General features: G+C 72.5%; 11 protein-coding genes. 5 read left to right on the top strand and 6 right to left on the bottom strand.

The window, feature by feature from the left end:
* Nucleotides 1-152: 152 nt before the first annotated feature.
* Entirely contained in the window at nt 153-1,748 is a 1,596-nt protein-coding gene (locus ABGB17_RS14115) for an alpha/beta hydrolase (protein ID WP_347629336.1), read from the top strand.
* A 102-nt stretch (nt 1,749-1,850) separates the two neighbouring features.
* Nucleotides 1,851-2,693 carry a GNAT family N-acetyltransferase gene (locus ABGB17_RS14110; RefSeq protein ID WP_347629380.1) on the top strand — a complete coding sequence of 281 codons (843 nt, stop codon included), beginning with the start codon at nt 1,851-1,853 and terminating at the stop codon, nt 2,691-2,693.
* Between the two features lie 8 nt (nt 2,694-2,701).
* Here ABGB17_RS14110 and ABGB17_RS14105 read toward each other — a convergent pair whose 3' ends face one another.
* The 3 genes from ABGB17_RS14105 to ABGB17_RS14095 form a co-directional block, all read right to left on the bottom strand.
* Nucleotides 2,702-4,036, bottom strand: a complete 1,335-nt coding sequence (locus ABGB17_RS14105) for an alkyl sulfatase dimerization domain-containing protein (protein WP_347629334.1) — start codon at nt 4,034-4,036, stop codon at nt 2,702-2,704.
* Nucleotides 4,037-4,115: 79 nt separating this feature from the next.
* On the bottom strand, nt 4,116-6,743 hold the full coding sequence (locus tag ABGB17_RS14100; protein WP_347629332.1) for a LuxR C-terminal-related transcriptional regulator: 2,628 nt from the start codon (nt 6,741-6,743) through the stop codon (nt 4,116-4,118).
* A 171-nt stretch (nt 6,744-6,914) separates the two neighbouring features.
* Complete coding sequence (locus tag ABGB17_RS14095) at nt 6,915-7,334, bottom strand: ATP-binding protein (RefSeq protein WP_347629330.1); 420 nt, start codon at nt 7,332-7,334, stop codon at nt 6,915-6,917.
* Nucleotides 7,335-7,530: 196 nt separating this feature from the next.
* On the opposite strand from ABGB17_RS14095, the gene ABGB17_RS14090 reads away from it, so the two are divergent.
* Together ABGB17_RS14090 and ABGB17_RS14085 are read left to right on the top strand one after the other, a co-directional pair.
* Nucleotides 7,531-8,388 (top strand): helix-turn-helix transcriptional regulator, encoded by an 858-nt coding sequence (locus tag ABGB17_RS14090; RefSeq protein ID WP_347629327.1) that lies wholly within the window; start codon nt 7,531-7,533, stop codon nt 8,386-8,388.
* A 23-nt stretch (nt 8,389-8,411) separates the two neighbouring features.
* Nucleotides 8,412-8,633 (top strand): DUF397 domain-containing protein, encoded by a 222-nt coding sequence (locus ABGB17_RS14085; protein WP_347629325.1) that lies wholly within the window; start codon nt 8,412-8,414, stop codon nt 8,631-8,633.
* A gap of 43 nt (nt 8,634-8,676) precedes the next feature.
* On the opposite strand, the gene ABGB17_RS14080 is transcribed toward ABGB17_RS14085, so the two are convergent.
* The 3 genes from ABGB17_RS14080 to ABGB17_RS14070 form a co-directional block, all read right to left on the bottom strand.
* Nucleotides 8,677-9,381, bottom strand: a complete 705-nt coding sequence (locus ABGB17_RS14080) for a CHAP domain-containing protein (protein WP_347629323.1) — start codon at nt 9,379-9,381, stop codon at nt 8,677-8,679.
* A gap of 307 nt (nt 9,382-9,688) precedes the next feature.
* Nucleotides 9,689-10,903: an alpha/beta hydrolase-fold protein gene (locus tag ABGB17_RS14075; RefSeq protein ID WP_347629321.1), complete on the bottom strand. Its 1,215-nt coding sequence runs from the start codon at nt 10,901-10,903 to the stop codon at nt 9,689-9,691.
* A gap of 124 nt (nt 10,904-11,027) precedes the next feature.
* Nucleotides 11,028-12,584, bottom strand: a complete 1,557-nt coding sequence (locus ABGB17_RS14070; RefSeq protein WP_347629319.1) for a hypothetical protein — start codon at nt 12,582-12,584, stop codon at nt 11,028-11,030.
* Nucleotides 12,585-12,920: 336 nt separating this feature from the next.
* Here ABGB17_RS14070 and ABGB17_RS14065 point away from each other — a divergent pair, with 336 nt between their 5' ends.
* Nucleotides 12,921-13,391, top strand: coding sequence for an ATP-binding protein (locus ABGB17_RS14065; protein WP_347629317.1), 471 nt, complete (start codon nt 12,921-12,923; stop codon nt 13,389-13,391).
* Nucleotides 13,392-13,405: the final 14 nt, after the last annotated feature.

Raw genomic sequence — 13,405 nt, 5'->3', positions numbered from 1 at the left:
ATCGCCTGTCCACAGGTGGCCCTGAGCAGGGCGGGACCGGTGATAACGTTGCCGTCACTACGCCTTGTGGTCGCGTGACTACACGGCGATGAGACCGATCGAGGCCGGCCGGCACGCCCGTGGGGGCGCCACCGGCGGTGGGGGAGTGACGGGTGAAGCGGGTTCTCGGTGTCGTGGCCGGCATGGCGGTGCTGCTAGGCGGGCTCACCGGCGGAGCGCGGGCGCAGGCCGCGCGGGCGGGGGACGGTGTGTCGTGGGGGGCCTGTCCCGGCGCCAAGGCGTCGGCGGTCCAGTGCGCCGTCGTGCGCGTCCCCCTCGACCACACCAGGCCGGACGGCCCGACCATCGCCCTGGCGATCAACCGCGTCAAGGGTGTCGCGTCCGGCACGGAGGCCCACCTCGGGGTGCTGCTCGTCAACCCGGGCGGTCCCGGCGCGTCCGGCGTCGCCCTCGCGCGGTACGTCGCCGCCGCCCTGCCGAAGGACGTCGCGGCGCGTTACGACATCATCGGCTTCGACCCGCGCGGCGTCGGGAGCAGTGAGCCGGCGCTGAGCTGCGTCGACCCGAAGAAGCACTTCGCCGCGCCGCGCCACGACCAGGTGCCGAAGAACGAAGCGGCCCAGGCACCGCTGCTCGCCCGGGCCAAGGAGTACGCCACCGCGTGCGGCACCCGCTGGGGCTGGGTGCTGCCCCACATGACCACCGAGAACTCCGCGCGCGACATGGACGTCGTCCGGCGCGCGCTCGGCGAGGAGAAGATCAGCTACCTCGGCTACTCCTACGGCACCTACCTCGGCGCCGTGTACGCCACGCTGTTCCCGCACCGGGTGAAGCGGCTGGTGCTCGACAGCGTGGTCGACCCCGATGGGGTGTGGTACGACGCCAACATCGCCCAGGACCACGCCTTCGACCGGCGCCACCGCGACTTCCTGACCTGGGTGGCCCGCCACCACGACGTCTACCATCTCGGCCGCACCGAGGCGGCCGTCTCCACCGCGTGGTACGGCATGCGGGCCAAGCTGGCCGCCAAGCCCGCGGGAGGGCTCATCGGGCCGAGCGAGCTTGACGACATCTTCACCGTCGGCGGCTACACCGACATGGTGTGGCCCACGTTCGCCTCCGCGTTCTCCTCCTACGTACGCAACGGCCGCACGCAGGGGCTGGTGGGGGCGTACCGGCGCCACGTCGACCACGACGCCGCCGCGGAGAACAACTACGCGGTGTACCTCGCGGTGCAGTGCCGCGACGCCGAGTGGCCGCGCGACTGGTCGCGCTGGGTGGCCGACACCACCGAGGTGAACGCCAAGTCGCCGTTCATGGCCTGGGCGAACGCCTGGTACAACGCCCCGTGCGCCTTCTGGCCCGTGCGCGGCGGCACCCCCGTGCGCGTCGGCGACGTCGCCGGCCTCCCGCCCATCCTGCTGGTGCAGTCCCGCCACGACGCCGCCACCCCGTTCGGCGGCGCCCTCCGCGTCCGCGACCGCTTCCCGACCTCCCGCCTGGTGGTCGAAGGCGGCGGCAACCACGGTGTCTCCCTGGGGGCGAGCTCCTGCGTGGACGAGCACCTCGCCACCTACCTACGCGACGCCACCCTTCCCGGCCCCACCACCCGGACCCGCACCCGCAACGCCGACGCCACCTGCCCCGCCACCCCGTTCCCTCGCCCCGTTCCCCCGGCTCCCACCCGCAAGACCCAGCTCGCCAAGTCCTTCCTCCACACCCTGTCCCCACCGCTGCGCACCCCCTAGCACCGCCGGCCCCCAGGGACGGGGCCGGGGACCGGATCGTGATGGGAGGGGGTGGGGTCGGTTCGTTAAAAAATGGTGATGGTCGCGTAGGCTGGGCGCGTGATGCTGCGTACATCGGCGTCGCGCGTGCTCGACGATCATGATCGTGAAGAGGTGCTCGCGCTCCTGGACACGGATCCGGTCGCGAACGTTTTCGTCGCCTCCCGGGTGCGGTCCGTCGGGCTCAATCCGGCGCGGCTCGGCGGTCAGATGTGGGGAGTGGGTCCGCGGGGCGGGCTGACCTCGCTCTGCTACGCCGGGGCCAATCTCGTGCCGGTCAATGCGGGAGCCGAAGCGGTTCAGGCGTTCGCCGAACGTGCGCGCAGGCAGGGGCGTCGCTGCTCGTCCATCGTGGGGCCGGCCGACGCGGTGGAGAAGTTGTGGGAACGGCTGGAGCCCTACTGGGGGGCCGCGCGTGCCATCCGCTGGGCGCAGCCGGTGATGGCGACGTCGGCGCCTTCCCCGGTGCCGCGGGACCCTCTGGTGCGCCAGGTCCGGCCGGATGAGTTCGCCACGCTGCTCCCCGCATGCGTGGCGATGTTCACCGAGGAGGTCGGCATCTCGCCGGACCTCGGTGACGGCGGCGCGCTGTACCGTTCCCGGGTGGCCGAGCTGATCCGCGTCGGGCGATCGTTCGCCCGCATCGAGGACGGCAAGGTGATCTTCAAGGCCGAGGTGGGGGCCGTCACCCCGCAGGCCTGCCAGATCCAGGGCGTCTGGGTGCACCCCGACCACCGCGGCCAGGGGCACGCCGTGGCCGGCATGGCGGCCATCGTCGACATCACCCTGCGCCACTTCGCGCCGACCGTCACCCTCTACGTCAACGACTTCAACACCGCCGCCCGCGCCGCGTACCGCCGGGCCGGCTTCCGCGAGGTCGACACGTTCATGTCCGTCCTGTTCTGAACCCCTGGTCACTCCTCGTCCTCGGCGGACACCGGGGGCACCCACCACAGCTCCCCGTCGGCGAGGTCGCGGTAGACGTCCAGCAGGTCCTCCTGCGTGGTGGCGCTGCGCGACTCCGCGGCGGCCCAGGTGAACAGGCCCCTGGCCATGATGGAGGTCTCCTCCTGCACCCGCAGCATGTAGACGCGGGCGCGCACCTCGTGCACCTGGACGTCGGCCGGGTCGGCCTGCATGGCGAACTCGGCGAGCTGGCACGCCAGCCGCAGGTCGCCGTCGGCCGCGGCCCGCGCGGCGCGGGCCGCCATGGGGCGGGCGCCGCCGGACAGCTCGGCCAGCGCGCCGGCGAGGACCGCGTCGGCGGGCGGCTTCAGGTGCGCCGGGTTGCCGTCGTGCCACCCGCCGTACAGCCGCCAGATGTTGCGCACGACGAACTCCGGCTCGTCGTAGTACGGCTGCAGGTAGGTACGGCCGGAGAGTTCCGCGGGCGGACGCACGGCCTGGAGGATCTCGTCGAGGCGCGCCCCGGCGTTCATGAGGTCCAGGGTCTGGTCCACCAGGCTGTCGAGGTAGTCGGCGGTGTCGATCAGCGCCTGCCGGACCCGGGCGGCGCCCACGACGGGCAGCCCGTGCCCGGGGAGCAGGACCTCGGCGTCCACCGCCGCCATCGCCCGCAGCGCGACCGCCCACTCGTCGGGGTAGCGCTGCACCTTCTGCGGGTTCCCGGCGTTCGGCGTGACCCACACGAACAGGTCGCCGGTGAGCAGCACGCCGCGTTCGGGCAGGTACGCCCACGTCGCGTCGTCGGTCTCACCCCTGGCGTGGCGCATCTCGAGCGTCACGTCGCCGAGTGTGATCGCCAGCCGGTCCCGGTAGGTCAGGTCGGGGGTGCGGTAGGCCGTCGGCCAGGCCAGTGTGCTGAAGCCGAACTGGCGCTGGTTGATGACCGTGTTGTAGCCCGCAGTCCTGGCGTACCGGGCGAAACGCGCGGCGACGTTCTCGTGCGCGACGACGTTCGGCCGCGGGCCGGGGTCGGCGTCGAACGGCGCCATGCCGGCCACGTGGTCGAAGTGCCCGTGCGAGTAGATCGCGTAGCGGACCGGCTCGTCCGACCACCCCCGGATCGCCGTGTGCGCGTTCTGCGCGTCCACGACGTTCCCCGTGTCGAACAGAGCCAGGCCGCCGTCGCCGCGGATGCCGTAGACATTGCCGAAGGCGGGCCACATGACCACACCTTCGGCGACCTCCTGCGCCCCCCTCGAGCGCAGGTCACGCAGCGGCATCTCCCGCGGTGACACCGCTCCGCACCAGACGTCGTCCGCGAGATCGAGGATCGGCGATGTCATGCTCCCACCCTGGCGCGGAACGGTCCCACGGCGTCAGTAGGGAGTTCCCTACAGCTACGGGGCCGGCCCGCGCCGGGGCTCACACCTCGCCCCGTTCGAAGGCCACCGCCAGCTCCACCCGGGAGCGCAGGCCGGTCTTGGCGTAGACGCGCGTCAGGTAGACCTCCACGGTCTTGCGGCTGTAGTGGAGCTCCTCGGCGATCTGGGGGTTGGACAACCCGCCGGCCACCAGCTCGATCACGCGGCGTTCCGCCGGGGTCAGCGGGGCCACGGTGGCGGGCGCGAGGCCCGCGGCCTTCAGCGCGTCGGCGGCGCGGTTGCTCCAGGGGGTGGCGCCGAGGTCGGTGAAGAGTGTGTGAGCGCGCACGATCTGGCTTGGGTCGCCGAGGTGGCCGAGGATCAGGCGGGCGCGGGCCTCCTCGAACTTCAGGCCGTCGGCGCGTGCGGCCTCCAGCGCGGCTTCCGCGCGGTCGCGGTCGTGGAAGGCGGCGGCCACCGCGAGGTCGGCGACCAGGCGGGCGCGCGGCGTGCCGGTCCTGGCCACCTCGTCCAGGGCGGTGGCGGCCTCCTGGGCGGGGCCGATCTCCCCGGCGACGCCGTGCATGATCACCCGCATGCCGTACGCCCGGTGCAGCACGTCCGGCGGGCCGGTGGCGACGGCTTCGTCCAGCAGGCGGCCTGCGGTGGCGCGGTCGCCGCGGCCGACGGCGCACCTGGCGCGGAACACCGCCCGCAGGGAGAGCTGGAGCACGCAGCCCGGCGGCGGGTCGGCGAGCAGTGGCTCGGCCTCGTCGTAGCGGCCCTGGTCGAGCAGGATCTCCAGCTCGATGTTGCGCAGCAGCGCGAGGTTCTCCCACAACCCGGCCTCGGTGAGCGCCACCGCGTCGGAGCGGATGTCGCGCAGCGCGTGCTCCCATTCGCCGCCGAGGCGCCGCACCACCGCCATGGTGCGCACGTGCTGCCCCGCGATGTCGTGCCAGCCGAGGCCCCGGTAGATCTCCTCGGCCTGGGCGAGCAGGTCGAGGGTGCGGCCGCGCACGCCGCCCCCGGCCAGCAGGTGCGCCGCGGACTCCAGCGCGGCGAGCCGCGCGGCGGGGGGCAGCGCCGCGGACGCCGACAGCATGGTGTCCAGCGCACGCTCGGTCTCCTCCCACCGCCCGTTGATGATGGCGTTCCCCGCCAGCGCGCTGAGCGCGATCACCAGGTCCTGCGGCGGGCACTCGGGCAGCGCGCGCCACGCCTCGGCCGCCAGCCCGGTGGTGTCCAGGCCGAGCTGGGTGCTGACGACGGCCTGCTGGGCGAGCAGCGCCGTGCGGTCGTCGGCGGCGGGCAACTGCCCGGCGGCGATCGACACCGCCAGCTCGTACTGCCCCATGGCGTGCGCGGCGTTCACCATCGTCTGCGCGGTCCTGGTGTGCCGCCGCCCGGGTGCGAGCACGGCCAGCGCCTCCTGCCCGGCGCGCAGGGCCTCCGCGGGCCGTGACCCCTTCCAGTACGACAGCGCCTGCCGGGACAGCAGCACGCCCCGTTCCTCGGGCGGGGCGAGCTCGGCGGCCCGGCCGTACCAGTGGGCTGCCGACAGCGGCGCCTTCCAGCGGGTCAGCTCGGCGGCGCGCAGCGTCGCGGCCAGCGCCTCGGAGCCCGGGCCGCCCGCCGCGACGTGCGTGGCCCACTCCAGTACCCGCCGGGTGCCGCTGAGGCCCTGCCGCCGCAGCAGCTCGGCGATCCTGGCGTGCACGCGTCGCCGCTCGGCCGGGCCGAGGTCGGCGTACAGCGCCTCGGCGACCAGCGGGTGGGCGAACTCGAAGGCGCCGTCGTCGGTGGCGACCACGATGCCGTCGCGCACCAGCCCGTCGAACGCCCGCTCGGCCTCACCGGCGCCGAGCCCCGCCACCTCGGCCAGCGCGCCGAGGTCGTCCGGCCCGGCGGGACGGGTGCGGCGCAGCGCGGCCAGCACGCGGGCGAGGTTCCTGCCGCCCTGGTCGCGCTGGAACAGCCGGGTGAGGATGGCGCCGCGCCGCGACGCCGGGTGCTCGGAGCGCACGGCGCCGCCCTGCACCAGGGTGAGCACGGCCTCGCGTGCGAACCACGGGTTGCCGCGGCTGGCCTTGTGCACCTGGCGTACGATCGTCTCGCTCGGGGTGCGGCCGAGCAGGCCGGTGACCAGCGCGGTGACCTCGGTGAGCGACAGGGGTTCCAGCCGGACGACCAGGTCGGCGTCCATCGCGGGCAGCCGCCGCGCCGTCCCCGCCACCGTGAGGTCGCGCACCCGGCGCGGCAGGTAGGACAACACGCCGAGCGTGTCCGCGTCGGCCAGGTGCAGGTCGTCCACGGCGAGCAGCGTGCGGCCCGGCAGCCGTTCCAGCAGGTTGGCGGTGCGGACCGCGGGCGCCGAACCGGCGGTGCCGAGCGCGGCCTGGTCGATCGCCTCAAGCAGTTCCCGCAGCGGTTCCCGCGCGGCCGGGTCGGAGTGCAGGGCGCCGAGCGCGTCGGTCAGCGAGGCGTACGCGAGACCGCTGCCGAAGTCGCGCGCCTGGCCGTGCAGCACCCGGTACCCCATGCCCTTGGCGAGGGCCTCGGCCTCGGCCAGCAGATGCGTCTTGCCGATGCCGGCCTCACCGTGCACGAGGATCGTCACCGGCGGCCTGAGCAGGGCCGACTCGACGGCGCGGAGCATGGCGGGACGCCCGGAACCGTGCTCGTCCACCCCTCATCGCCCCCCGCGGCAGGTCCGGCGCCGGCGGGCCGAGACGTCCTCGGTCAGGCCCACCCGGGCGGCGATCTCTGCCGGCACGCGTCGTACAGTATCCGGTTGGTTTTGTCGCGCCAATCCCTGGATTCCGGGATGGTTACCCCTCCTGCGCTCCGCCGGGATCGCCTAGAAGGGGACCTCGAACCAGGTGCGGGTGCCGGTGCGGTTGCGGATGGCGCCCCACTCCTTGGCGAGGGCCTCGACGAGGAACATGCCGCGGCCGCATTCGGACATGGGGTCGGGGGCGCAGATCTCGGGGATGGAGCCGATGGCGCCCTGGTCCAGGACTTCCACGCGGAAGGTGTCCTCGGTGGCGAGCATTCGGACGCGGACCTCGCCGCCGTCGAGGCCGGAGACGGTGTGGCGCAGGGCGTTGGTGATGACCTCGCAGGTGAGCAGTTCCACGGTGTCGAGGACCGTCCGTTGTGATCTTTCCGGCACCTTCAGGTGGGCGGCGGCGGCCCGGCGCACCGTGCGGCGGGCGGGGGAGACCTCGTCCACCTTGCCGGGGAACGTGAAGTCGCCGAGTAGCTGAACCGTCGCCATTGACGTCCTCGCTCTCTTCTCCAGGTCATCGGTCCCTCGAACCGTTGACCAGGGAATTCATTAGTCGAAACTCTACGCAGTCATCTGATTACTTTGCGATGATGACTCTGGTGTCGCTGGTTGTAAAGCGGTGCTGTCGGAACTGTTCCGAGCCCTGTTCTCTTGCGTCGACGAATTGCCCTTCAGGAGGCACATCATGGCAAGCCGAACGAGCCCGACGGTGCGTCGCCGGAGATTGGCCGCAGAACTGCGACGTCTGCGGCAGGGGACGGGCCGGACGCGCGAGGAGGTGGCGGAGTGGGTCGGCTGCGCGCCCGCCACCGTCACGAAGATCGAGAACGGCTCGGCGACCGCCCGCCCCGCGGACGTCTCGCTGCTGCTGGAGCTGTACGGCGTCACCGGCACGCTGCGGGACGAGCTGATGGCCCTGGCCCGCGAGGCCCGCAGACGCGGCTGGTGGTACCAGTACGCCGACACGTTCCACCAGGGCTTCGACGTCTACGTGGGCCTGGAGGAGGAGGCGTCCTCGATCAGCGCCTACCAGGCGGAGGTGATCGGCGGCCTGCTGCAGACCGAGGCGTACGCCCGCGCGTTGTTCACCGCCGAGCTGCCGGACGTGTCGCAGGACGACATCGAGCGGCAGGTGACGGTACGGATGAAGCGACAGGAGCGCCTGGCCGCCGGCGACGCCCCGTGCGCGCGGGCCGTGGTGAACGAGGCCGCGTTGTGGCGTGAGGTCGGCGGCCGGGCCACGATGCGGGAGCAGTTGCGGCACCTGGTCAAGGTGTCGCAGACGCCGGAGACCACGGTCCAGGTGCTGCCGTTCGCGGCGGGGGCACACCCGGGCATGCACGGCGCGTTCACCGTGCTCGGGTTCCCCGAGGAGGGGGACCGGGATGTGGTGTACGTCGAATACCGGCAGGGAAGCCTGTATCTCGAAAGGCAGGCCGACAAAGAGGCATATGTCCGGCTGTTCGATCATCTGTGCGCACGGGCGCTCGACCCGGAGGAGTCCCGTGCCCTGATCTCGCGACTGGCCGACCAGATGACGTGACGGCCCCCGACGAAGGAGACCCCATGGACCAGGCCCCTGTCCGGTGGCGGAAGAGCTCGCGCAGCGCGACCACCGGAGGCGAGTGTGTCGAGGTGGCGGTGGTGCGCGGGGGGGTGAGCCCGGGGAACGGGCCGGTCTACCTGATGCGCGACTCCAAGAGGGGCCACGGGCCGGTGCTGGCGGTCGCCGCCGGCGCGTGGGCGGCCTTCGTGCGGGGCGTGAAGGCGGGGCAGATCACCGGCTGAGGCGGGTGCCGCCGGCTGGAGCGGGTACCGCCGCTGAGGCGTCCTACCGGCTGAGGCGGGCCTTGAGGCAGGCGGTGACGGCCAGCAGGGCGAGCAGGAGCGGGATGAGGAGCGCGACGCCGCCCGGCAGGGCCGGCTCCGGGCCGGGGGTGTACGCGGCGGCGACGACGCCGGAGGGGCCGGCGCCGGTGACGGCGTGGGTGGCGGGAAGGTGCGAGGCGTGCACGGCCTTGCTGACGCCGGGGGCCGGGGAGGGGGCGGCGGCCATCGACTCGGCGTCCATCTGGGCCTTGACCTGGTCGGGGTAGCCGTAGCCGACGACGTAGCTCTGGTCGCGGGTCTTCTCGCGCACGTACTGGCCGTCCACGTTGCCTTCGATGGTGTGGATGGTGTCGCCGTCCACGTCGATCACCATGCCGACGTGGTCGATGCCGTCCACGCTGCTGCCGCCGCTCCAGTCGAAGAACACCACCGCTCCCGGCTTGGGCGTGTCGCCGAAGGCGTCGTGCGAGGCGAACCACTCGGCGTGGGCCACGGTGTAGGCGAACTGGCCGAACCACTCGTCGTAGCCGAGCTGGTGCGCGGCCCACGACAGGAACATGTCGCACCAGGGCTGGGCGGAGTAGTCCGAGTCGAACTCGACCGTGTTGCCGTACCAATCGCCGAACTTCGTGTAGCCGCCGCCCTGCTCGGTGTAGCCGAGCTGGGACCTGAGCAACTGGATCATGTTGTGCAGTTCTGGGGACATGGGAAGTCGAGGGATCCTTCCACGTGCTGCCGACGCTGGGGCCGCGCCGGGGAACAACAGGTTGGAAGGGCACGTTAGCCAGGAAAAGCGCAGGTCAAAAGGGCGCCAAGTCCGGCAAACCTCCGCTGTGCACGCGGCTCTGCCGGTCGCAGGGAGACGGAAACCCTTACGCCGCCGGGGTTCCGAGGCGATGAAGCTCAGCGCCACCTCTTACCGTTCGGCTGAAAACTTTACTCAAACATGACTAAATCCGACATCTCCCCGCAAGGAGGTCGGCTGTGCTGGGCCGGGGGGAGCGGTGACGCCGTCAGCCCGACGGCCCCGGGCGGCGGGGAGCGGGCACGAGCTCGGGGTCCGGGGCGGCGGGACGGGCCCCGGCGCGGGTGGTGAGGCGGTTGGCGAGCCACGGGAGGGCCTGCGGGAGTTCCCGGTTCCAGGTGGTGAAGTTGTGACCGCCGCTCGGCAGGATCAGGGACGCGGCGCGCATGGGCGGGCGGACGGCGTCCAGGAAGCGGAGGGTCGACAGGTAGTTGGACTCGCCCTGCCTGCTGCTGGCCACCAGGACCGACACCGGCGGGTGGGGCAGGTGGGCGAGACGCCACATGAGGTCGTTCTCCTCGCGCAGGCGCCGGCTGCCGCCGAACAGGTCACCGGTGGTCGCGTCGACCGGCGGCTGGAAGTAGCCCGACAGCGACACGGCCGCGGAGTACGCCTCCGGGTGGCGCATGCTCAGCTTGAGCGCGCAGTAGCCGCCGGTGGACCCGCCGAGCACGCCCCAGGCGGCGGGTGTGGTGGCGACCCGCAGCGACCGGGCGACGGCCTCCTTGAGGTCCTTGGTGAAGAACGTCTCGACCTGCGGCCCGCGCGGCACGTCCATGCACTCGGTGTCGCGCGGCGGCGCGACGGTCGGCCGGGTGAGCACCAGCACGGTGGGCGGCATGCGCCCCTCCTCGATGGCCCGGGCGGCGACCGCCGGCATGTTCATGCGGCTGATGAGGTTGCGCGGGTCACCCGGGTATCCGGTCAGCCCGACGATCACCGGAAACCGGGTACGCGCGTATTCTTTGGCAAAATACTGCGGAGGCAGATAAACGTAGGCGAGCGTGCTCAACCCCGTCGAGGGGCCGGGAATCATCACTTCTTTCAACTGTCCCGCGGACCGCCGGAAATTTCCGTTGATATGGACATTCGCGGTGCGGATCACCCGGAGATTCGTCTCCGGCCGCACCTCCTCGCCGCGGAGCGTCCCGGCCCGTCCGCCCTCCCGCACCCCGGGCGCCGGCACCGCGTGGGTGCCGAGCAGGTCGCCCCAGGAGCCGTAGAAGCCGAAGTAGTTGTTGACCAGCAGGCCGATCGCCATCAGTGTGAGTGCCTGCGTGCCGGCCAGCACCCCGACGCGCCCCGCCACGGCGCCCCAGGTGCGGGCGCTCAGCCGTGGCCAGAGCCACAGTGCCGAGCACACCAGACCCCCCACCGCGAGCGCCGTCACCAGGATCATCAGCGTTGCCGATGTGAGGCCCATTCTCGCCCTCCCCGATTTCCCCTGCACGGCCGCGATCAGCGTGCCGTGTCAGGGAAGTTATCCAATCGAGATAAGGACCGGATAAGTGGAGGAATCCGGGAAAAGCGGTCAGGTAAACGGGCGGTCAGGCGATGAGGCGGGCCGCGTGCAGCCGCTCGTCCAGGGCCGCGACACTGCCGGTGCGCTGCCACGGGCTGAGCTGCTCGCGGGTCTCCACGACCGAGCGCACCAGCCGCGGCGAGGTGTTGTGCCGCGCCAGCCGCGCCGCCTCGCCGAGCTCCTCGCACGCCTGCTCGATGTGGCGCAGCGCGAGGTGCGCCTGCGCGGTCTTCAGCCGGATGTAGGCGACGTTGCGGACGAACGACGGGTCGATGCCCGCCGCCGCGGTGGCCGCGACCTCCAGCGCCTGCGCCGGGTCACCGGTGTCCAGCAGGCACCCGGCCCGGGTGGACAGCTGCTGGCCCTCGCCGTAGAAGGGGACCAGCCCCGCGGCGGGGTCGCTCTCGTCGGCGCTCGCCAGCTCGCGCTGCGCCTGGTCCACCGAGCGGAAGCACCGCGCCTGGTCCTTGCGCCGCTCGCTCTTCGGGGAACGCCGCACCACCGCCGCGTACGCCCGGGCGCCGACGTCGCAGGCGTACGCCGTCAGCATCCTGCTGCCCGCCCGCTGCGCCCAGGCGAGCGCCCCGAGCGCGTGCTCCACCCCGAGGCGCGGGTCGCCCCGCCACGTGGCGAGCTGGCTCCAGTTGGCCAGCACCATGCTGCACATCGCGTCGTCGTCACCCTGGTGAGCGGCGTTCCTGGCCTGCGCGTAGTAGTAGTCCGCGCCGCGGAAGTCGTTGAGGTTGAACAACATCCACGCGACGCACCGCCGGATGTCCGCCAGCAGCGACAGCAGCCTGCCGCGCATGCGGTCGTCCACCCCGGCCGACAGCAGCGACGTGACGAGGTGCTGCTGGGCCAGCACGGTGGCCACGATCGCCTGCGGCCCGAGCGCGTCCTCCTGGCGCATGCAGTGGCGCAGCGCCGCCTCTATGTGGCCGACCGTCGCCTCGTCCACCCGGCTCGGGTCTGCCGCCGCCAGCGTGAGCCGCTGCGACTCTTCGCCGTTCGGCCGGTCCATGGACGGCGCGGCGTATGCGGAGGTGGCGGCCGCCCCGATCAGGGCGAGGACGTCACGTCGATTCATCTGGGTTGCCCAATCCGTGAATGCGTGGACGAGCTGTTCGAACTCCCGATCACGCTGTTCTCCTGGGGGCATCGCGCCGGTGAGCGGCTCGCCCGGCAGGATGCCCTTGATGTCACTGAAGGAAATGCCGGTGAGGGCCGGCGGTGCCGAGCGCCTGCGCGTCACCGCGAGGTTCTCGTCGGCGGCGGTGTGGTCCTCGCCGTCCACCAGGTCGCAGGCCCGGCACCGGTAGATGCGGGCCAGGCGGTTCAGTCCGGCGAGCGGCGGCTCGTTCCCGGTGAGCCCGGGCCAGGCTTCCCACGAGCCCAGCTTGCGCACGCTGAACGGCTCCGCCGGCCAGCGTGTCTTCCATTCCTCGACGACCCGCTCCTGGGTGTACCGGTGCGCCTCGCGGAACGCCTGCCGGGCGTTCAGGCGGAAGCGCCTGCGGAACTCCTGGGCGATCTCGGTCCACGTCGCGCCGCGTTCGCGGAGCTCCGCGGTGAGGCGGTCCATCTCCTCTTTGAGACTGCGTGGCTTACGTGGCATCGCGTACCCTCCGACCCCCGTGGATGCGTACTGCCGACACCGAGAGTAGCCAAAGGATCGTGGCGGCTACGGAGGGTTGCCGGTAATCGGCGCTCAGACCACCGGTTTCTGTCACCACCGGCCGCGTGGGCGCGGGAAAAGGGGCCGCGGCCTACAGACGCCCACCACGCGGCCGCCTGTTGGCGCGCATGCCGTCCACCGGAAGGTAAAGGTCCGCCACGTCACCGGGCCGACGCCGCCCGGTGACGGAAGGCCGTCATGCGGCCGAGCCGTCCTGAGCGTGAAAGGGCCCGGGAGATCATGATGACCAGCACTCCGCCCCGCCATCGTGAGGTCCGCTGGGAGGTGCCCGCCGACCCGAGCGTCACGGCGAAATGCCGTGCGCTGGTGCGCGACACCCTGATCGGGTGGCAGATGCCCGGTATCGCCGACGACGTGGTGTTAGTGGTCTCCGAGCTGCTCGGCAACGCCCTCATCCACGGCGGCCCCCCGATCCTGCTCACCCTGAGCGCCGCGGGCGGCGTGCTGTCCGGCGCGGTCACCGACCGCGGCCCCGGCTGGCCCCGCATCCGCGAGGCAGGCACCGACCGCGAGCACGGCCGGGGCCTGCGCATCGTCGCCGCCCTCACCGACCGCTGGGGAGTGGTCCCCGTCGCGACCGGCCTCGGCAAGACGATCTGGTTCTCCCTCGCGTACGGCCCGCCCGCCCTCGGCCAGCACCCCCTGCCGGTCGGCGGTCGCCGGCCGGTCGCCGGCCCGATGCCGTCCCCGTGACCCGGCGCACGGAC

It is taken from the genome of Sphaerisporangium sp. B11E5, from assembly GCF_039871875.1.
Classification (GTDB): Bacteria; Actinomycetota; Actinomycetes; order Streptosporangiales; family Streptosporangiaceae; genus Sphaerisporangium.
Note: the sequence above shows the minus strand (reverse complement) of the source record. Positions and strands in the feature narration are given on the sequence as shown.